The following is a 20220-nucleotide window of genomic DNA, read 5'->3' as shown; positions in this document are numbered from 1 at the left end:
GGCCGATACCCGTTCGTGTGTCACGGGCGGTCAGGTCCGCACCCGCAGCAGCAGCACCGTCCGCCCCGGCACCGTGATCCGTGTCCCCGCGCGGTGCTCCACACCCGGCGCCCGGTCCTGCTCCTCCCGTCCGGTGTCCACGACCACCTCGTACCGCTCCGCCCACGGCGGCCCCGGCAGCTCGAACTCCACCGGGTCGTGTCCCGCGTGCAGGACGGCCAGGAAGCTGTCGTCGAGGATCTGCTCCCCGTCCTCGTCGCGCCCCGGGATGTCCCGCCCGGAGAGGTACATGCCGAGCGTCGCGGCCGGCGCGTACCAGTCGCCCTCGGTCATCTCCGTGCCGCGCGGGGTGAACCACGCCAGGTCGCGCAGCCCGTCCGCGGAGTGCGCGCGGCCGGAGAAGAAGGCCCGGCGGCGCAGCACCGGATGCCGGTGGCGCAGCGCGATCAGCCGGGAGGTCAGCTCGAACAGGGGCCGCCAGTCCGGGTCGTCGAGCAGCGTCCAGTCCACCCAGCCGATCTCGTTGTCCTGGCAGTAGGCGTTGTTGTTGCCGCGCTGGGTGCGGCCCATCTCGTCGCCCGCGACCAGCATCGGCACGCCCGTCGACAGCAGCAGCGTGGTCAGCAGGTTCCGCAGCTGCCGCCGCCGCAGCGCTCGTACGTCCTCGTCGTCCGTCTCTCCCTCCGCGCCGCAGTTCCAGGACCGGTTGTCGTCCGTGCCGTCCCGGTTGCCCTCGCCGTTCGCCTCGTTGTGCTTGCGCCCGTACGACACCAGGTCGCGCAGGGTGAAACCGTCGTGCGCGGTGACGAAGTTGACCGAGGCGTACGGCCGCCGCCCGCCCCAGGCGTACAGGTCGCTGGAGCCGGACAGCCGGTAGCCCATCTCCCGGACGTCCGGCAGCGCGTGCCGCCAGAAGTCCCGCACGGCGTCGCGGTAGCGGTCGTTCCACTCCGTCCACAGGGGAGGGAACGCGCCCACCTGGTAGCCGCCCGAGCCCACGTCCCACGGCTCGGCGATCAGCTTCACCCGGCGCAGCACCGGGTCCTGCGCGATCACCGCGAGGAACGGCGACAGCATGTCGACGTCGTGCATCGAGCGGGCCAGCGCCGCCGCCAGGTCGAAGCGGAAGCCGTCGACACCCATCTCGGTCACCCAGTAGCGCAGGGAGTCCGTGATCAGGCGCAGCACGTGCGGCTGGACGACGTGCAGGGTGTTGCCGCAGCCCGTGTAGTCGGCGTACCGGCGGGCGTCGGGCTGGAGGCGGTAGTAGCCGCGGTTGTCGACGCCCTTCAGGGAGAGCGTGGGGCCCAGCTCGCCCGCCTCCGCCGTGTGGTTGTAGACCACGTCCAGGATCACCTCGATCCCGGCCGCGTGCAGGGCCCGCACCATCCGCTTGAACTCGCCGACCTGCTGCCCCGTCGTCCCGGAGGCCGCGTAGCCGGCGTGCGGGGCGAAGTAACCGATGGAGTTGTAGCCCCAGTAGTTGCGCAGACCGCGGCGCAGCAGATGGTCCTCGTGCGCGAACTGGTGCACCGGCAGCAGCTCCACGGCCGTGACACCGAGCCGGACCAGGTGCTCGACCGCCGCGGGGTGCGCAAGACCCGCGTACGTGCCGCGCAGCTCCTCGGGGACGCCCGGGTGCAGCTTGGTGAAGCCGCGCACGTGCAGCTCGTAGATCACCGAGTCCGCCCACGGCGTCTTCGGCCGGCGGTCGTCCGCCCAGTCGTCGTCGTCATGGACGACCACGCCCTTGGGGACGTACGGCGCCGAGTCCCGGTCGTCGCGCACCGTGTCCGCCACATGCTGCTCCGGCCAGTCACGGACGTGCCCGTACACCTCGGGCGGCAGCGAGCTGTAATCATTCCCTTCGGCCCCGTCCACCGCACGCGCGTACGGGTCGAGGAGCAGCTTCGCCGGATTCCAGCGGGCGCCCGTCCACGGGTCCCAGCGGCCGTGCACCCGGTAGCCGTACCGCTGCCCCGGCAGCACACCCGGCACGAAGCCGTGCCAGATCCCGTGCGTCAGCTCGGTCAGCCGGGCCCTGCTCTCCCTGCCCCGCTCGTCGAACAGGCACAGCTCGACCCCCTCCGCCCCGCCCGCCCACAACGCGAAGTTCGTCCCCGCCACCCCGTCCGGACCGGCCCGGAACCGGGCGCCCAGCGGCGTCGGCCGGCCCGGCCGCACGGGCACCGTGGGCACGGGCGGCACCGGCCGCGCGCCGTTGACGACGGCGGCCGGGCGCCCGTTCCCGGTGGCCCGCTCCGCGGCCACCGCCTCCTGCTCGGCTGCGCTGGACACCTGTCAGCCTCCCGCGGCTCGTGAGGGGACGGCGGCGGACAGGGGTGTACGGCCCTTTTCATCGGCTCGGCCGCGGCTCCCCGGTGCGTCGTCCTCCCCCTGTTCTGCCCAGAGCGCGCCTCGCACTCACGTTTCCCGGGGGGCGGCATGGTCGTTTCCCGGAGGCGAGGCCCGTCGTTGGGCACCGCGTGAGGTACGTACAAGGGCGCGCACGGCGCGCGAGGGCCGTGCTGGCCGCCGTAGTGACATGGGCAGGACTGCTGACCGGAGCCGCCGGCTGCACCGCGGACGGCGGCGTCGGCGTCGGCGGGGCGTTCGGGCCCCCGCCCGCCGAGGACGTCATCCGGGTGACACCCGCCGACGGCAGCAAGGACGTACGCCCCGACTCGGCGCTGCGGGTGCGCGTGCCGGACGGACGGCTGGAGTCGGTGAAGGTCGTCGCGGAGCAGGACGCGCGGGAGTCCCCGGTCCCCGGGCGGATCTCCGCCGACGGGCTGACCTGGAAGCCCGACGACGCACGGCTGGTGCTGGCCGCGAAGTACACCGTCGACGCGGTGGCCGTGGACGGCGACGGCCGCCGCTCCGCCCGGCACACCACCTTCACCACCTTCGTCCCGGAGGAACGCTTCATCGGCTACGTCGCGCCCGAGGACCGCTCCACCGTCGGCACCGGGATGATCGTCTCCCTGGAGTTCAACCGGAAGATCACCCGCCGCGCGGCCGTGGAACGCGCCGTCCGCGTCACCGCCCGCCCGCCCGTAGAGATCCGCCCCCATTGGTTCGGCGGCACCCGCCTCGACTTCCGCCCCGAGCACTACTGGAAACCCGGCACCAAGGTCACCGTCGACCTGAACCTGCGCGACGTCGAGGGAGCGCGGGGCGTCTACGGCCTCCAGCACCGCACCTTCACCTTCACCGTCGGCCGCAGCCAGGTGTCGGTGGTCGACGCCGCCGCGCACACCATGCGCGTACGACGGGACGGGGAGCTGCTGACCACCGTGCCGATCACGGCGGGCGCGCGGAAGACACCCACGTACAACGGCAAAATGGTGATCAGCGAGATGCTCGAGGTCACCCGCATGAACGGCGCCACGGTCGGCTTCACCGACGACGACGGCAAGGGCGAGTACGACATCCCCGACGTCCCGCACGCCATCCGCCTGACCAGCTCCGGCACCTTCCTGCACGGCAACTACTGGGCCGACACCGACGTCTTCGGCGACTCCAACGTCAGCCACGGCTGCGTCGGACTGCGCGACGTGAAGGGCGGCGGGGCGGACACCCCGGCGGGCTGGTTCTTCGACCGCAGCCTCGTCGGCGACGTCGTCGAGGTCGTCAACAGCGAGGACAAGAAGGTCGCCCCCGACAACGGCCTCGGCGGCTGGAACATGGACTGGAAGGAGTGGAAGGCGGGCAGCGCGTTGAAGTGACTCCTCCGGCGGGCCGTTGAACTTGGAACGGAACGGTGACAAACCCGTCGCCTCGAACCCCTCTGGCCTGTGGTTACTATGCCCGAGCGCGCGAGGGGCGCGCGGGGGCGCGGGTCCGGCTGGGACTGGGCCCGCCGAGGGGAGAAAACAAGTGAACGTGGGGCCCATATCGGGGGCGGCGCCGGTCGGCGCCCGGGGGCGTGGCGGCCGGAAGCTGGCGGCACTGGCGCTCGGCGTGATGCTGGCGGTGACCGCCTGTGGCGGCGGAGGCTCGGACTCGGGCACCGGCCCGGGTGACGGCAAGGGCAAGGGCAAGGACTCCACCGCGGCGCAGAGCAAGCAGTCCGAGGCCGTGGTCGCCATCGCGCCCGAGGACGGCAAGAAGTCCGTCGAGACCAGCGGCGCGCTGAAGGTGAGCGCGAGCAACGGCAAGCTGACCGAGGTCGTCGTCAAGAACCCGGACGGGGACAAGGTCGAGGGCGAGATATCCGGCGACGGCGCCACCTGGACGCCGTCCACCCATCTGGCCGCCTCCACCAAGTACACGGTGCACGCGGTCGCCAAGGACTCCGAGGGCCGCACCGCGGCCGAGGACTCCAGCTTCACCACCCTGACGCCGAAGAACACCTTCATCGGGCACTTCACCCCCGAGGACGGCTCCAAGGTCGGCGTCGGCATGCCGTTCTCGCTGCGCTTCACCCGGGGCATCACCAACCCCGAGGACGTCGAGAAGGCCATCCGCATCACCACCGAGCCGGCCGTCGAGGTCGAGGGCCACTGGTTCGGCAACGACCGCCTCGACTTCCGCCCGGAGAAGTACTGGAAGGCCGGCACCAAGGTCACCGTCGACCTCAACCTCGACGGGGTCGAGGGCCGCGACGGCGTCTACGGCGAACAGTCCAAGAAGGTCTCCTTCACCATCGGCCGCGAGCAGGTCTCCGTCGTCGACGCCAAGAAGCTCACGATGAAGGTCATGCGCGACGGCAAGCTCCTCAAGACCGTCCCGGTCACCACCGGCGCCCCCGGCTACGAGACCTGGAACGGCAAGATGGTCATCAGCGAGAAGCTGACGGTCACCCGGATGAACGGCGAGACGGTCGGCTACGGCGGCGAGTACGACATCAAGGACGTCCCGCACGCCATGCGCCTGTCCACCTCCGGCACCTTCCTGCACGGCAACTACTGGGGCGGCGACGCCTTCGGCAACCGCAACGCCAGCCACGGCTGCGTCGGCCTGCGCGACGTCCGCGGCGGCTGGGACAAGGAGGCCCCGGCCGCCTGGTTCTTCAACCAGTCCCTGATCGGCGACGTCGTGGTCGTCAAGAACTCCAACGACGCCACTATCGCCCCGGACAACGGCCTCAACGGCTGGAACATGTCCTGGGAGAAGTGGAAGGCGTAAGCCCCACACGAACAGCCCCGCGCCCCGTCAGGGGTGCGGGGCTGTTCGCGCCGTGCGGCTTTACCTGGGACTGTTCCCGGGCTCGGATGCCGACTACGGGACTATCCCCGCAGGTGCGGGGAGCGGACTGGGCCGGCAAGGCCCCCTTGCACGACGAGAGAAGCAGGCCGGGGGTCGGCAGCCTGGCCAGGGACACGACCCGGTGCTGCGCTGGGAATGCCGCCTCGACTGAACTGCGCGGCAGGTCCCGCAAGCCCTCGGCTGGGTGGCCGGGGGCTTGTCGTTTGTGATCACGCGGCAGCCTTCCTCGCTCCAGATCTCTTGGTGCCGGTGAGGCGGAATCACAGAAAGCGCCCGAAAACCGCCTCCGCTCCCGATAAATTGCAGGTCGCTCAGCCTGCTCCCCGCACCTGCGGGGATGGCCCCGGCTTTCCTGCGGGCACGTCCGCCACGATCCGCTGCTCCCCGCACCCGCGGGGATGCTCTCATGCGGCCCCGCCGTCGCCTTTTCCCCTGCCGACCGCGAAAAGGGGCGGAGTGAGTGCTCACTCATTGACGGAGTGAGTGCTCACTCCGTACTCTCGGGGGCATGACAGAACCCAAGGAGAACCAGACCACCCGCCGTCGCGCCGCCGCCATGTCGCCGGAGCGGCGCCGCGAAATGATCATCCAGACCGCGATCCCGCTGATCGCCGAGTACGGCGCCGCGGTGACGACCGCGAAGATCGCCCGTGCCGCGGGCATCGGCGAGGGCACGATCTTCCGGGTCTTCGCCGACAAGGACGAACTGCTGCAGGCCTGCGTGGCCGAGGCGCTCTCCCCCGAGCACGCGGTCCGCGAGCTCGACGCGATCGACGTGTCCCAGCCGCTGCCCGACCGGCTCGCGGAGGCCGCCGAGGCGCTACAGGCGCACATGTCCAGGATGGGCGCGATCATGGGCTCGCTGGGGCATCGCGGCGGCAAGCACCCCGGCACGGTGCGCGGCGCGGGCCGCGACGAGTCGACGGCCCGTATCCGCGCGGCCCTCGCGGAGCTGCTGGAGCCCGAGAAGGCCGCCCTGCGCCGGCCGCCGGAGCAGATCGCGGCCCTCTTCTTCGGGCTGCTCTTCGTCCAGCCGCGTACGCAGGACGAGCCCGACCTGACCCCGCGGGAGCTGGTGGAGGTCTTCCTGCACGGGGCGCTCTCGGGAAGCGCCGAGTGAGCGCGCGCAGAAGGCGCCTGAGGGTCACGGCCCTGGCCGTTCTGGCTCCCGTCCTGGTGTGGCTGGTCACGGACCCGCTGCTGGGGCACCGGCTGCGGATCGCCGACGGCGAGCGGACGCTCGACATCGGCGCCGTGCCCGTGGCGGTCGTCGCCCTGCTCGCGTCGCTCTCCGGCTGGGGACTGCTGGCCGTCCTGGAGCGGTCCGGGGTGCGGCGCGCCCGCGCCGTCTGGACCGGGATCGCCGGTGCCGTACTGGCCGTGTCCTTCCTGCCGCTCACCGGCGACGGCATGGACGGCGGCACCCGGGCCGCGCTGGCCCTGATGCACCTGGCGGTGGCGGCGGTGCTGATCCCCGGCCTGACCGGCAGGGCCTTCGGGGTGGGATCCGGCGCGGAGGCCGGGCGGCCGGAGGTGTCCCCGGGTGTGAACGCCCGCTAACCTGCGGGGCATGACCGTACATCTCGAAGTCGCCGAAGGCGTCGGCACGCTGCGGCTGGAGCGGCCGCCCATGAACGCGCTGGACGTCGCCACGCAGGACCGGTTGAAGGAGCTCGCCGAGGAGGCCGCGCGGCGCGAGGACGTGCGCGCCGTGGTGATCTACGGCGGGGAGAAGGTGTTCGCGGCGGGCGCGGACATCAAGGAGATGCAGGCCATGGATCATGCGGCCATGGTGCTGCGGGCCCGCGCTCTTCAGGACTCCTTCACAGCCGTGGCCCGTATCCCCAAGCCGGTCGTGGCCGCCGTCACCGGGTACGCGCTCGGCGGGGGCTGTGAGCTGGCGCTCTGCGCCGACTACCGGATCGCCGGGGAGAACGCCAAGCTGGGGCAGCCCGAGATCCTGCTCGGGCTCATTCCCGGCGCGGGCGGCACCCAGCGGCTGGCCCGGCTGATCGGTCCCTCCAAGGCCAAGGACCTCATCTTTACGGGCCGCCAGGTGCGGGCCGACGAGGCGCTGGCGCTCGGTCTGGTGGACCGGGTGGTGCCCGCCGACGAGGTCTACGCGCAGGCGCACGCGTGGGCCGCGAAGCTGGCCCAGGGGCCGGCGATCGCGCTGCGCGCGGCCAAGGAGTCGGTCGACACCGGCCTCGAGACGGACATCGACACCGGCCTGGCCGTCGAACGCAACTGGTTCGCGGGCCTGTTCGCCACCGAGGACCGCGAGCGGGGGATGCGCAGCTTCGTGGAGGAAGGGCCGGGCAAGGCGAAGTTCCTGTGAAATCCCGTACGCAACCTTGCAATTGACGAGATGTCTGATTACGGGTCCCTCGATGGGGCGGTTTATGGGAGCCTTAGAGCACCCTTAAGCCGTTCGTGTCGAGGGAGTCCGTCGATTGCCTGATTGCGAGCCGTTTCCCCAGGTCGGGCGGGATTCCGGGGGCTCCGAAATGCCATCGGCATATGCCGAAGGCCCCCTGCCGGACAGGGGCGTACGGGGGGCGTATTCCCCCGGAACGGCCCCCGAGGGTCCCTCGGACGGCCATGATGGGGGCATGGCGGGGCTGGATGGCAGGGAACAGCCGCGGGGAGACGGACGTGCGACCGCGTCGCACTGGTCGCCGACGGTCGAGGACGAACGCGCGCTGAAGGCGCTGGAGTTGTTCGGCAACCCGACGGAGGCCGAAGTTCCGCTCCCGTCCCGTCCCGAGTCCGCCGCCACCGCCCGCCGGCTCGCCCAGGTGGTCATCCTGCGGGAGTGGGGCCTCACCGCCAGGACCGCCGAGGACGCCGTCCTGCTCGTCTCCGAACTGGTCGGCAACGCCGTACGGCACACCGGCGCCCGCGTCTTCGGCCTCCGCATGCGCCACCGGCGCGGCTGGATCCGGATCGAGGTCCGCGACCCGTCCCGAGGACTGCCCTGTCTCATGCCCGTCCAGCCCATGGACACCAGCGGCCGGGGCCTCTTCCTCGTCGACAAGCTCGCCGACCGCTGGGGCGTGGACCTGCTGCCCCGCGGCAAGACCACCTGGTTCGAGATGCGCGTGATGGACCGCTGAGGGTTCCTGCGGGTGTCCGTCCGTCACCCGCGATCCTCGGGCCTCCCCACCGGCGGGAAGGCCCGTCGGTGGGTGGTCGCCGCACTGGAGTCCCAGGTGGCCCGATAATCTGACCTGCGTCAGTGAGACGGCAAAGCACGAGATGAGGGGCGGACCGGTGGCGGACATCGAGGAAGCGCGCAAGCAGTTCGAGCGGATCGACACGGACGGGGACGGGTTCGTCACCGCTGCCGAGTTCAAGACCGCCCTCGCCCAGGGCGGGGACTGGAACGTCACCGAGGCGGTCGCCGAGGCCGTGATCAAGTCCCGGGACCTGAACGGCGACAAGCTCCTGTCCTTCGACGAGTTCTGGGCGCACCTGAGCAAGTAGGTCCGGAACAGCCCGCCCGTTCCGGGGGTTGACGCCGGTCATGGTGGTTCCCGCGGGGAACCGGAGCGGACATCGATCCCCGGAAGGGCGAGGCGAGCGGACATGAGGATCGGCATCATCGGGGCGGGCAACATCGGGGGCAACCTCACGCGGCGGCTCACCGCCCTCGGCCACGACGTCTCCGTCGCCAATTCCCGCGGCCCCGAGACGCTCACGGAGCTGGCCGAGGAGACCGGCGCGACGCCCGTACGGGCCGAGGACGCGGCACGCGGCGCCGAGATCGTCGTCGTCACCGTCCCGCTGAAGGCCGTACCGGACCTGCCGTCCGGCCTGTTCGACGAGGCCGCCGACGATGTGGCCGTCATCGAGACCGGCAACTACTATCCGCGGCGGCGCGACGGCAGGATCGCCGGCATCGAGGACGAGGGCCTCACCGAGAGCCGCTGGACGGAACGGCAGCTCGGCCACCCCGTGATCAAGGCCTTCAACGGTACGTACGCCCAGGACATTCTGGACCGCCACCGCCCCGCCGGCGACCCCGACCGCCAGGCGCTGCCCGTCGCCGGCGACGACGAGGCGGCCAAGCGGAAGGTGCGGGCCCTGATCGACGAGCTCGGCTTCGACACCGTGGACGCCGGCGGCATCGACGACTCCTGGCGCCAGCAGCCCGGCACCCCGGTCTACGGCCTGCGCGCGGGCGTCGAGGCCGTCACCAAGGCGCTGGCGGAAGCCTCCCCGGAGCGCAAGCCGGAGTTCCGCGGCTAGGCGTCCGGGGCCGGGCGTCCGCGGCTAGGCGTCCTCGGCCCACTCCTTCAGCGCCGACCTGCTGGGGAAGTCCGCGACGTTCTTGTCCAGCGGGTCGTCGGTGTACTGGTGGAAGCGCCACTCCGCCTGGATGCGGGGCTTTCCGGCGGTGACGTAGTCGGCGATCCAGAGGCCGTCGCCGTCGTAGGACGTCGTGTCGACGTTCAGCCAGAAATTCCGGTTGCAGTACAGGATCACCCTGTGGTGCGGGCGCAGCTCCTTCACCTTCTTGATGAAGCGGTCCTTCTCCGCGTTGCTCGCATGCGTGCCCTCGCCCGTGGTCTCCCAGTCGACCGCGAGGATGTCGCCCCGCTTCTCCGGGGTTCTGCGCACGAAGTACTCCGCCTGGGCCGTGAGGTTGCCCGGCCAGAGGAAGTGGTAGAAGCCGACGACCAGGCCGGCGTCGCGGGCCCGCTCCGTCTGGGCCGAGAGCTTGGGGTTGGTGTACGAGCGGCCCTCCGTCGCCTTGATGAAGACGAAGGACAGGCCGTCGGTGTCGTACGAGGACGGCTGGTACGCACTCACGTCGATGCCGCGCAGCATGGGGCTCCCTGAGGTGCTGGTGGGGGGAGGGGAGTCGGAATGATGTCTTCCCCACCCTGGCACGGGCGACCCGTCCGGCGGGCGGAAAGTCCGGTCCCGGCGGCCACTCACGCCCCTGGTGTCACTCCGATGTCGGTTTCCCGTCATGTTCCGCTCACTTCGCACAGATGAACTAGCCGGAGAAGTGACGTGAGTCGACGGACGATGAGAGCGCGGAGAGACGACATGGCCGAACCGGCCGAGGTGACGGCGTTACCCGCGCCGATCGACACGCTTCTCGCCGCCGCCGTCGCCCGGCGCTTCTACCTGGAACAGCGGTCGAAGGTGGAGATCGCCAAGGAGCTCGGCATCAGCCGGTTCAAGGTGGCCCGCCTCCTCGACGCGGCCGTGGCCCACGACATCGTGCGCATCGACATCACCGTCCCGGCCGAGATCGACGTCCCGCTCGGACGGGCGCTGGCCGAGCGGTTCGGGCTCCGGCACGGCATCGTCGTCAACCTGGGGCGCGGCGAGGGCGGTACGGCGGCGCCGGACCCGTGGCGGAGCGGGCGCTGGCTCGGCACGGCGGCGGCCCGGCTGATCTCGGAGATCGTGGAGGAGGGCGACGTCCTCGGGCTGGACGGCAGTCAGGCGGTGGACGCGCTCAGTGAGGCGGTCACCCGGCTGCCGCCGTGCGACGTGGTCCAGCTCACCGGGGTGCGCGGGCGGGACCTCGCCCATGACGCCGCGATCACCGCGGTCCGCCGTACGGCCGCGGCGGGCGGGGGCCGGGCGTTCCCGCTCCACACCCCGTTCCTGCTGCCCGACGCGGTGACGGCCGCCGTCCTGCGCAGCCAGCCCGCCACCGCCGAGACACTGGACCGGTTCGGCCGGGTCACCAAGGCCGTCGTCGGCATCGCGGCGTGGGACGCCCCGCACTCCGCGGTGTACGGCGCCCTGTCCGAGCGGGAGCGGGAGACGCTCCGGGAGGCGGGGGCGTGCGCCGAGGTGGCCGGCCACGTCCTGGACGCCGCGGGCCGGGTGATCCCCACCGAGCTGAACGCCCGCACGATCGCCGTCAGCGCCGCCGAACTCCGTGGCGTCACCGAGCTGATCGGCGTCACGGCCGGTGAACGCGGCACCGGGGCGGTCCGTGCCGTACTGGGCTCCGGACTGCTCACGGGAGTCGTCACGGACGCCACGACCGCGCGCCGCCTCCTCTGGCGCGACGACCCGGACGACCCGGACGCACTGATACGGACCGCACCCGCGCCGTCGTCCCGATCCACCGAATGAGGACAGCGATGAGCCAGCAGGACGAGGCGCTTCCGCCCGTTCCGGACGACATCCGCGAGGCGGGCCGCCTCGCCCCGGACCACTGGCTGGGGGTGGTCGACCCGATGTGGTCCGGGGAGGGGAAGCCCCCGGAGTGGGCGATGACCGGCCGGTGGCGCTCCGGACTCGACGGCGAGATCGTCGAGTGGGAGGACAACCCCGACTACCGGCCGTCCCCGCGCGCGCTCGGCTGGCCCGAACCGGAGGACGAGGTGGACCGCGCCGTCCAGCTCGCGTCCACCGGATACGGGCCCGGCGAGGCGGTGCCGGCCGCGCTGGCGGGGCGTGAGGTGGCCGTGCTGACCGCGCCGGGCGGCGGTCCGCTGAGTGCGACGGCGCCGGACGGGACGCCGGTCGTGCCGGTGTTCACCTCGTCGGTGTTCCTGCACACGGCGGGGCGGTTCGGCTTCGAACTCGTCGGCGTCGACGACCTCGTGACGCGTGTCCCCGAGGGGCACGCGCTGTATCTGAACCCCTCGGCCGCGGTGGGCATGCTGCTGGACCTCGACGCCGTACGCGACGCGGTCCGGGGCGGCGCGGGGGAGCGGCCCGTCGCCGCCGCCGCGCCCGCGGGCCGTACCGCGCGGGTGCTGACCGAGGCCGTTCACCCGGTGCGGGAGACGGACGCGTGAGCCGCTGGTCGTCCGTGATGCGGGGGCGTGGGCGCAGGTCAGGATCCGGCAGGGGCGTTACGGCGAACCCGGCCGGCGGTGCGAACGGCACTGTGGCCCGAAGCGTCGGCGGGCCGCCGGTCGAGGACGTCGACGGCGTGCTGCTGGTGCGCTCGGTCGAGGACGACTCGTTCCCGCTGGACGTCGTGGCCGAGGTGGCGGGCGCCGTCGGGCGGGAGGAGGACGTCGTCACGGTGATCGTGGGCTCCGCCGCCGGGGGCGGGGCGCCCGACGCGGACCACTGGGCGCGGCTGGGCGCGCTCCTCGACTCCCTCCGCGCGCGGGGCACCGGCCGGGTCCGGCTCGTGATGTCCGGCGCCGGTGCCGACCGGCCGGACCGGCCCGGTGTCGCCCGCAGGATCGCGGACGCCTGGGAACTGGAGGTGACGGCCCCGGACGGGGCCGTCCTGATCACGCCCGGGGGCACGCTCTTCGTCCACGGCGACGGCCGGACCTGGTGGCGGTTCGCACCCGGCGCGGAGCCCCGGAAGGCGGGCCGGCGCGCACCGGCCCCCGCCTGGGAGGAGGCGCTGGACGGGGTGCCCGCGCGCACGGCCGGCGGCTGTGTCGTGGACCGTGTCCCGGCGGGCGTGGTGATCCGCCCGGCCGAGGCGCCCGGACCGGCCCCCGACGACCTGTGCTTCTCCGTGCCCGTCGACATCGAGCGGCTGACGGTGGTGGTCGGTGCCCCGCAGGCGGAGGACGTCGGCGCCGACGAGGTCGCCGCCGTGCTCGCGGGGCTGCCGGAGGCGGAGCGCGCCCGCGCACGGCTCGCGCCCGGCGGCCGGCGCGACCTGCTGCGGCTCGGGCAGTCGGTCGCCGACCGGCTGGGCTCCGAGGTGGAGGTGCTCACCGGCCTGCCGCTGCTCGACGACCACGCACCGCCCGGAACTCCTCCCCGGCCCACACTGGTCGGGCTGGACGGGAGGCCGAGCTGGCGGCCGTTCGTGTCGTCCGTGGTCTGCGGACCGGTCGACTCCGAGGGGCGGGCCCCCGTACCCAGGCCGGTGGGGCTGCACCCGCCCGACTGGATCCTCGGCGGCGGCGAACGGGGGACGGTACGGCTGACGGACCACTGGCAGGCGACGGTGACCCGGGCCGGTCTCGCCCTGTGGGCACCGGGCGGGCCCCGTCCCGGGCCGCTCGGACCGGCCGTCGACCCGGAGGCGTGCGCCATCGAACTGGGCATGCCGGGGCAGCCGTTGGACGACTCCCTGCTGCCCGCGCTGTCCCGTCTGGTGCGTGGTCTCGGCACCGACGTCCGCGCACGCACCACCCTCCTGGTCCGCGGCAGACTCCTGGCGGGCGACGGCGCCCTCCGCCGCCTGGCCGCCGAACACGGCATACCGAACATCCGTTACGTCACCTCCGGCCGCCCCGCACGCCCCGCCCCGGCGGGCGGCCGGCCGGCCACGGTCACGGAATCCGGCCGTGTACCGCCGCCGTCCGCCGGGGCCGGCGCGGGCAGGGCCGCCGCCGGCCCGTCGGCTGCCGGGTCCGGTGGGGCTTCGCCGACCGTGGCCCACGGGCCCGGTACGGCCACCGCCGCTCCGGCCGCTGGAACTGCCGCCGGGGTGAGGCGTGGGCCCGGCAAGACCGCTGGTGGCGAGTCCGGTGGGGTGGCTCATGGGCCGGGTACGGCCGCTGCCGGGTCGGGTGCTCCCGGTGGGGCCGGTGCCGGCCCGCGGGTCGGTGGGGCCGGCCGTGCTGTGGCGCCTGGTGTTTTGGGCCGGGGGCCGGGTGCTGGTGCCGAGTCCGGTGGGGCTTTGTCGTCCGGTGGGGTGGCCCATGGATCGGATACGGCCGCTGCCGTCCGGTCTGCCGGGCCGGGCGCCGGGGCGGCGCGTAAGCCTGGGACGGCTGAGGGCGGCCCTTCGGCCGCTGAGCCCGGCCGGGTGCTGCCGCCCGGTGAGGCGGGTGCGGCCGCTGCCCGGTCGACTGCCCGCCCTGACGGTGAGGCTGCCGTCGAGCCCGGGGCGCCGGAGGCCGCGTCCGGTGCGTCCCCGGAGGCTCCCCAGAGCGGTGGGGCCGGTGCGGCCGTTGTCCGGCCGACTGCCGGTCCTGACGGTGGGGCCGCCGAAGCGACTGGTTCTTCGGCCGCCGGGTCCGCCGCGTCCCCGGATGTCCGGGTGGACGCGGACGCGCCCGGCCGTCCGGCCACCGGTGCCGGGGGAGCGGGGGGGGCGCCGTCGGGTTTCCCGCCGGAGGGTGCCGAACCCGAGGAAGCGGAGCGCGGGGCGTCCGTGCCTGCCGTGTCCTCGGAGCCCCGCCCGGAGGGGCGGCCCGCCGAGAGGACCGCGACTGCCGTGTCGCCGGAGGCCGGGGCCGGTGCCGGGAGCGAACCGGAGGCTTCCCGGCCCGGCGCGGCACCGGACGGCGGGGCGGGTTCGGGGACCGTGGGGTCCCGGTCCGCCTCCTCGGCCGGGGCGCGCCCCGGAGCCGACGATGCCGTCGGTGGGGCGGGGCACGCCGCCGATGAGCGGGGCGGTGCGAGGCCGGCCGGCGACCGGGCCGTACGCGCCGAGGCGTCAGAAGGTCCGCGAGGCCGGAGCGGTGAGGCGTCGGCGGGTCCGCGGGGCCGGAGTGCCGAGGCGCCAGGAGGTCCGCGAGGCCGGAGCGGTGAGGCGTCGGCGGGTTCGCGAGGCCGGAGTGGTGAGGCGTTCGTGCCGGGCCGTGTCGCCCTTCCGTTCGTGCCCGGGCATGTCAGCGGGGCCGCCGAGCGTGCCGCGTTCCGGGACGCCGCGGCCGGTGACTGGGAGGGGCACGCAGCCGCCGTGTCGCGGGTGCTCACCCGGATGCCCGCCCTGCGCGGTCATGAACTGGAGGCCGCGCGGACCGACCTCGTCGCCGCGCACGCCTACCTCACCGCCGGGGAAGGACCCCTGCACCACCGTGAGGTGATCCGGGACCTGCGCACCGGCGAGGGACGCCTGCTGCCCTACGCCGGGTGTCTCGCGTCCGCGCTGCGCCGGCTGCCCTCCTACCGGGGCGTGGCCCTGCGCGGCGGGGACGCCGACGGCCCCGTACCGGCGGCCGGCACGCTGCTGCACGACCCCGCCCCGGTCAGCGCCCTGACCGGAGCCTCGGCGCTCCCCTCCGGGGCCCCCGTCCGCTACGCGATCTGGTCCGTCACCGGACGCAAGGTACGGCAACTGATCGACCGGCCGGGCGGGCCCCCCGAGGCGTACGAGGAGATCATCTTCGTGCCGGGGACCGGCTTCCGGGTGCTGGGGGTACGGACCGTGCCCGCGGGCCCCTCCGTCGTCCTGCTGCGGGAGCTCCCCGGGAACGCGACCGCCTACATGGACGGGGCGGAGGAGCTGAGCGGGCTGGACCTCAAGGCCCTCACCCACCTCGAGGAGGCGCTGGCCAAGGGCTTCCGCCCCGGTGACGGCCCGCAGTGGCCGGAACGCTGTTCCGGGCCCGTGGGCCAGGACGGATAGCGAGCGGGGCGCGCCGCACGACCACCTGTCACCCACAGTCCCTATCGATCAGATCGAGGAGAACGATGGCACGTCAGAACAGACCGCCCGCTCCCGACGGGCCCGACGGCACGGGCGGTTCGTCCGTCCGCAGGGCCGTCTCCCTCGGGTCGGCGTCGGCCGACCCCGGCCCGATGCTGGCACCGGCCGCACGGCGTACGGCCGCACCGGAACCCGGCGAGGGCGACACCGGGGGAACCGGGGAGGCGGCGGAGACGGCCCGGCCGGCCCCGGAAACCCCCGACACCTCCGGACAGCCCGCCACCACGGCCGCCGCGACCGGGGAACCGGACACGGCGGCCCCCGCGTCCGCCTCGCGGGAGCGGCCGGAAGCGGAGAGCGGGAGCGCCGCCGAGCCGGCCGCCACGGCCGCCACGGCCGCCGGGGCCACCGGGGTGGGCGGAACCGCCGCGGTCGCCGCGGCCCGGGCCGACGGAACGGGCGCGACCGCCGCTGCCGCCGCCGGTGCGGACGGGCCGCCGTCCGGGAACCCGAAGAAGCCCCTGCTCGCCGCCGCCGGCATCGCGGGCGTCGTCCTCCTCGCCGTGCCGCTGCTGATCTGGGCCACGGACGACTCGCGGCAGCAGAAGAAGGAGAACGTGGCGGTGGCCGCCGGGTCCGACACGCTGCTGGAGGAGGAGCCCCTGGAAGTACCGAAGGGCGACTACGCCCCGGCGGAGCCCACCCCGGAGCCCTCGACGAAGAAGCCGTCCGCCGAGCCGAAACGCGTCGTCGAGAAGGCGCCGCCGGTGGTGAGTTCGGCGCCCCCGGTCAGCGAGTCGCCGAAGGCGGAGAAGAAGAAGACGGAGAAGAAGAAGGAGGAGGCCCGGACCGAGAAGCGCGAGGCCCCCGTGGTCCCGCCGAACACCGCCGCCTACGCCGTCCAGCGGCTGGCCGCCTCGGATCCCGGCCGGCACATCTGCTACCGGGTGTACAGGAAGGGCGCCGGCTGGACCACCCCGAGGTGCGACGGGGCCATGTCGGGCCAGGGGCTGCCGATCACGGCCATCAACATCGCGGTGGTCGGCGTCAAGAGGGTGTCCGCCAACGAGTTCGTCCAGAAGGACGGCTGGACGACCCCGTGGTCGGGTGCGGCCGACGGGACGGACCTGACGCTGGGCAGCGCGGCCTCGAACGCGCCGAACCTCAGCGGTTACGCCATCGGTGTCGAGGACGGCAACGTCTGCCACCACCACAAGCTCGGCGGGCACGACTGGGGCGCCTACATGTGCGAGTCGTCCGAGGGCTGGAGGTTCGGCGGGTCGCTGGACCCGAAGGTGTGGCTGGAGTCCGTCAAGTTCAACGTCTGAGGGGCGCGACAGCGCGGTGGACGCCCGCCGGCACCGGCCGGCGGGCGTCCGTCCGTCCTCAGCGCGTCACAGCGCGGCCTGCTGCCGCCGGGCCGGCGGCAGGTCCTCCGGCAGCAGCGTCGTGAGGTCGGCGAGACTGGGCGACGCCAGCCCGCCCAGCCGGCGGGCCTGGCTCGTCATCATCGTCTCCAGCAGTTGCCGGGCGAGCCGCGCGTTGCCGAAGGACCGGTCGCGCGGGATGGCGTCCACATGGGCGCGCAGCGCCTCGACGGTGGCGTCGGCGCACTCGTACCCGGAGGCGGCGGCATGCTTGGACACGATGGTGACCAGTTCGTCCGTGCTGTAGTCCTCGAACGTCACGAACTTGGAGAACCGGGACGTCAGACCGGGGTTGGAGGCGAGGAAGCGCTCCATCTCCTCGGTGTATCCGGCGACGACGACCACGATCTCGTCGCGGTGGTCCTCCATCAGCTTCAGCAGGGTGTCGACGGCCTCGCGGCCGAAGTCGTTGGAGGAGCCCTCGGGGGTCAGGGTGTAGGCCTCGTCGATGAAGAGCACCCCGCCCAGCGCGCTGGTGAAGACGTCCTTGGTGCGCTGGGCGGTGTGGCCGACGTACTGGCCCACCAGGTCCGCCCGCGCGACCTCCACCAGGGAATCGCGGGGGAGTACCCCCAGCGAGTGCAGGAGCCTGGCGTACAGCCGGGCGACGGTGGTCTTGCCGGTGCCGGGCGGCCCGCTGAAGACCAGGTGGTTGCTGATCCGGGGGGCGGGCAGCCCGGCGGCGATCCGCTGCCGGGCGTTGGTGAGGAGACTGACCAGGTCGGCGACCTCCCGCTTCACGGCGGCGAGCCCCACCATGGCGGTGAGTTCGGCCATCGGGTCGGAGGCGTCGGAGGTGTCGCCGGCGTCCTGTGCCGTCCCGCCGACGGCCGCCGCCTCCGCGTCGCCGACGTCCTGCGGCAGCAGCAGCGTCAGATCGCTCTCCGCCGGGTCGGTCATGGCCGCGAGCCGGAACGCCTGCCGGTCCACCATGTCCTCGAACACGCCGCGGGCCGCACGGCCGTTGCCGAAGGTCGCGTCGCGCGTCATCTGCTCGAAGCGTACGGCGAGGGCCTCCCGGGTCAGCGGCCCGAGCTCGAACTGGTGGCGCCGGCAGAGGCTTTCGGTGATCGTCACCAGCTCCTCCACCGCGTAGTTGCCGAACTCGATGGTGCGGGTGAACCGGGAGGCGAGGCCGGGGTTGGCGGTCAGGAACGACTCCATCTGCTCGGAGTAGCCGGCCGCCACCACGACCACGTCGTCGCGGTGGTCCTCCATCAGTTTCAGCAGGGTGTCGACGGCCTCGCGGCCGAAGTCGTTGGACGTTCCCTCGACGGTGAGCGTGTAGGCCTCGTCGATGAACAGCACGCCGCCCAGCGCGCTGTTGAACGCCTCGGTGGTCTTGATGGCCGTACCGCCGATGACCTGCGCGACGAGATCGGCGCGGGCGACCTCGACCAGGTGTCCGCTCCTGAGCACGCCCAGCTCCGCGAGGATGCTGCCGTAGAGGCGGGCGACGGTGGTCTTGCCGGTGCCGGGCGGCCCCGCGAAGATCAGGTGCCGGCTCATCGAGGGGACCGGCATGCCGAGCCGGCGCCGCCGCTCCGCGAGCTGGTTCAGGTTGACCAGCGTGCTCACCTGGTGCTTGACGTTGTCCAGGCCGACGAGCGCCTGCAGTTCGGCCAGCGGGCCCTCGGGTTCCTCCTTCGTGCCGGGGCCGCCCGGGGCGCCGTCCTCGCCGGCGATGTCGGCCGACTCGCCCCAGCTGTCCGGGAGTCCGTTGTCCGCGCTGGTCAGCAGTTCGACCGTGAGCCGCTCGCTCGCACGGCTCTGGCGCAGTCCCGCACCGCGGTTGTCGCGTACGACGCACCGGGTGACGTCGACCGGTTCGGCGCTGTCGATCCGTACGCCGTCGCCCGTGCTGCCGGTGATCTCACAGGAGTTGAGGGCGGCCCGGCCGCCGCGCGACACCTGGACGCCGTGCGCCCTCGAGCCGTGCACCCGGACCCGCTCCAGGGTGATCTCCGCGCCGTCCCGCACCCCGACACCGGCGTCGGCGCTGTCGCCGATCTCGCAGTCCCGCAGGGTGCCCCGGCCGCGTTCGCCGACGAGGAGGCCCGAGCGGGCGGCGGAGGTGAGGACGGTGTCGCTGATCTCGGGGTCGGAGTCGTCGTCGATGTGCAGCGCGCAGCCGCCGGCGGACTCGATCTCGCAGTGCTCGAGCCGGCCGCGGGCGTCGTCGGTGAACTCGACGCCGTGGCCGCCGGAGCCGGTGACCCTGGCGCGGCGCAGCAGGGGGTTGGCGGCGGAGCGCACCGAGACGCCGACGCCGGCCGCGTCCAGGACCTCCAGGTGCTCGAACTCGGCGGTGGAGTCGTCCCAGAGCTGCACCGCCCCGCCGGTGTCGGCGCAGTCGCTCACCACGGTGTCCCGCAGCAGCGGGGCGCCGCCCTCGACGACCCGTACGGCGGCCTCGGTGGAGCCGTGGAACGAGCAGCCCTCCAGGGTTCCGCGCGAGCGGTCCAGGACGAGCAGCCCGCTGGTCTTGGTGCGCCGGGTGACGCACCCGCGCAGCACCGGGTCGGCCCCGCCGGAGATGACGATGCCGCTCTGCGCGATCGACTCGAAGGAGGTCTCCTCGATCTCCGGGCGGGACATGCTGGTCACCAGCAGGCCCACCGAGGTGTGGTGCACGGCGCAGCGCAGCACGCGCGTCGAGCTGTGGCCCTCCAGGGCGATGGCCGGCTTGTCGGTGCCGGAGATGTCGCAGCCCTCCACGGTGCCGCGGGCCTCGCCGCTCGCCAGGACGCCGTTGGCCCGCGCGCCCCGGATGCGGCAGTCGCGCACCAGGGGCCCGGCGCTCTCGCCGATGACCACCGCGGAGGTGCCGAAGTTCTCGAACACGCAGTCCTCGACGATGCTCTCGGACTCCGAGGAGTCGACGAGGCCGGCGCCGCCGGGGTTGCCGATCCGGCAGCCGCGGGCGGCCAGCGAGCCCTTGCCGCGGACCAGCAGCGCCGTCCACCCGGAACCGGTCACGGTGCAGTCGTCGAGGGCGGCCTGGCCGGCCGGTACGTCCACGACCGCGGCCTCCTTGTCGCGGCCCCGCAGGGTCAGGGCGCTGAGCATCACGGCGTCGGCCATGAGGGTGACGGCGGTGCCGTCCCGCGGGCAGAGCTCCACGGTGCCCGGCTCGCCCTCGCCGACGATCGTCACCCGGTGCCGGATGACGAGGTTCTCGGCGTAGCGGCCGGGACGGACCCGGATCACCGCCCCGGTGCGGGCCTGGGCCAGTGCCTCACCGATCGTCTGGAAGCCGTCCGACCGTTCCGGGCCGACCGTGAGTATTTGCCGTGCCAC

At 73.4% G+C, this 20220-nt stretch carries 15 protein-coding genes; 12 read left to right on the top strand and 3 right to left on the bottom strand.

The window, feature by feature from the left end; genetic code table 11:
* Nucleotides 1-30: 30 nt before the first annotated feature.
* Complete coding sequence (gene glgX / locus IH50_RS0125095; RefSeq protein ID WP_030866529.1) at nucleotides 31-2298, bottom strand: glycogen debranching protein GlgX; 2268 nt, start codon at nucleotides 2296-2298, stop codon at nucleotides 31-33.
* Nucleotides 2299-2486: 188 nt separating this feature from the next.
* Between glgX and IH50_RS0125090 the strand changes: the two genes are divergently transcribed.
* The 8 genes from IH50_RS0125090 (at nucleotide 2487) to IH50_RS0125055 (ending at nucleotide 9462) form a co-directional block, all read left to right on the top strand.
* Nucleotides 2487-3728 carry a L,D-transpeptidase gene (locus tag IH50_RS0125090; RefSeq protein ID WP_030866527.1) on the top strand — a complete coding sequence of 414 codons (1242 nt, stop codon included), beginning with the start codon at nucleotides 2487-2489 and terminating at the stop codon, nucleotides 3726-3728.
* A gap of 151 nt (nucleotides 3729-3879) precedes the next feature.
* Entirely contained in the window at nucleotides 3880-5130 is a 1251-nt protein-coding gene (locus tag IH50_RS0125085; protein ID WP_030866525.1) for a L,D-transpeptidase, read from the top strand.
* 589 nt (nucleotides 5131-5719) lie between these two features.
* On the top strand, nucleotides 5720-6331 hold the full coding sequence (locus IH50_RS0125080) for a TetR/AcrR family transcriptional regulator (RefSeq protein ID WP_030866522.1): 612 nt from the start codon (nucleotides 5720-5722) through the stop codon (nucleotides 6329-6331).
* Nucleotides 6328-6771: a DUF6069 family protein gene (locus IH50_RS37975; protein WP_234328237.1), complete on the top strand. Its 444-nt coding sequence runs from the start codon at nucleotides 6328-6330 to the stop codon at nucleotides 6769-6771. Before IH50_RS0125080 ends, IH50_RS37975 begins: the two co-directional genes overlap by 4 nt.
* Nucleotides 6772-6781: 10 nt before the next feature.
* Nucleotides 6782-7549: an enoyl-CoA hydratase/isomerase family protein gene (locus IH50_RS0125070; protein ID WP_030866515.1), complete on the top strand. Its 768-nt coding sequence runs from the start codon at nucleotides 6782-6784 to the stop codon at nucleotides 7547-7549.
* A 169-nt stretch (nucleotides 7550-7718) separates the two neighbouring features.
* On the top strand, nucleotides 7719-8327 hold the full coding sequence (locus IH50_RS0125065; protein ID WP_078914089.1) for an ATP-binding protein: 609 nt from the start codon (nucleotides 7719-7721) through the stop codon (nucleotides 8325-8327).
* A gap of 157 nt (nucleotides 8328-8484) precedes the next feature.
* Nucleotides 8485-8697, top strand: a complete 213-nt coding sequence (locus IH50_RS0125060) for an EF-hand domain-containing protein (RefSeq protein WP_030866509.1) — start codon at nucleotides 8485-8487, stop codon at nucleotides 8695-8697.
* 75 nt (nucleotides 8698-8772) lie between these two features.
* Complete coding sequence (locus IH50_RS0125055; protein WP_420709110.1) at nucleotides 8773-9462, top strand: NADPH-dependent F420 reductase; 690 nt, start codon at nucleotides 8773-8775, stop codon at nucleotides 9460-9462.
* Between the two features lie 24 nt (nucleotides 9463-9486).
* On the opposite strand, the gene IH50_RS0125050 is transcribed toward IH50_RS0125055, so the two are convergent.
* A complete protein-coding gene (locus tag IH50_RS0125050) occupies nucleotides 9487-10044 on the bottom strand; it encodes a glycoside hydrolase family 25 protein (RefSeq protein WP_030866503.1) in 558 nt (185 codons plus the stop codon).
* A gap of 225 nt (nucleotides 10045-10269) precedes the next feature.
* On the opposite strand from IH50_RS0125050, the gene IH50_RS0125045 reads away from it, so the two are divergent.
* The 4 genes from IH50_RS0125045 to IH50_RS41730 all read left to right on the top strand — a co-directional run bounded on the left by IH50_RS0125045 (nucleotide 10270) and on the right by IH50_RS41730 (nucleotide 16821).
* A complete protein-coding gene (locus IH50_RS0125045; RefSeq protein WP_051767440.1) occupies nucleotides 10270-11319 on the top strand; it encodes a sugar-binding transcriptional regulator in 1050 nt (349 codons plus the stop codon).
* Between the two features lie 8 nt (nucleotides 11320-11327).
* Nucleotides 11328-11990 (top strand): type VII secretion system-associated protein, encoded by a 663-nt coding sequence (locus IH50_RS0125040; protein WP_051767439.1) that lies wholly within the window; start codon nucleotides 11328-11330, stop codon nucleotides 11988-11990.
* A 92-nt stretch (nucleotides 11991-12082) separates the two neighbouring features.
* Nucleotides 12083-15472, top strand: coding sequence for a hypothetical protein (locus IH50_RS0125035; RefSeq protein ID WP_051767438.1), 3390 nt, complete (start codon nucleotides 12083-12085; stop codon nucleotides 15470-15472).
* Nucleotides 15473-15537: 65 nt separating this feature from the next.
* A complete protein-coding gene (locus IH50_RS41730) occupies nucleotides 15538-16821 on the top strand; it encodes a hypothetical protein (protein ID WP_051767437.1) in 1284 nt (427 codons plus the stop codon).
* A gap of 66 nt (nucleotides 16822-16887) precedes the next feature.
* On the opposite strand, the gene IH50_RS0125025 is transcribed toward IH50_RS41730, so the two are convergent.
* Nucleotides 16888-20220, bottom strand: a complete 3333-nt coding sequence (locus IH50_RS0125025) for a right-handed parallel beta-helix repeat-containing protein (protein ID WP_030866488.1) — start codon at nucleotides 20218-20220, stop codon at nucleotides 16888-16890.

The sequence above is a fragment of the Streptomyces sp. NRRL S-37 genome (genome assembly GCF_000721605.1).
Classification (GTDB): domain Bacteria; phylum Actinomycetota; class Actinomycetes; order Streptomycetales; family Streptomycetaceae; genus Streptomyces.
This window is presented reverse-complemented; position numbering and strand designations above follow the sequence as displayed.

Coding starts and splice junctions, on each gene's coding strand:
- IH50_RS0125080 (WP_030866522.1), top strand. CDS start 5,720: ATGACAGAACCCAAGGAGAACCAGACCACCCGCCGTCGCGCCGCCGCC.
- IH50_RS0125070 (WP_030866515.1), top strand. CDS start 6,782: ATGACCGTACATCTCGAAGTCGCCGAAGGCGTCGGCACGCTGCGGCTG.
- IH50_RS0125065 (WP_078914089.1), top strand. CDS start 7,719: ATGCCATCGGCATATGCCGAAGGCCCCCTGCCGGACAGGGGCGTACGG.
- IH50_RS0125050 (WP_030866503.1), bottom strand. CDS start 10,044: ATGCTGCGCGGCATCGACGTGAGTGCGTACCAGCCGTCCTCGTACGAC.
- IH50_RS0125045 (WP_051767440.1), top strand. CDS start 10,270: ATGGCCGAACCGGCCGAGGTGACGGCGTTACCCGCGCCGATCGACACG.
- IH50_RS0125040 (WP_051767439.1), top strand. CDS start 11,328: ATGAGCCAGCAGGACGAGGCGCTTCCGCCCGTTCCGGACGACATCCGC.
- IH50_RS41730 (WP_051767437.1), top strand. CDS start 15,538: ATGGCACGTCAGAACAGACCGCCCGCTCCCGACGGGCCCGACGGCACG.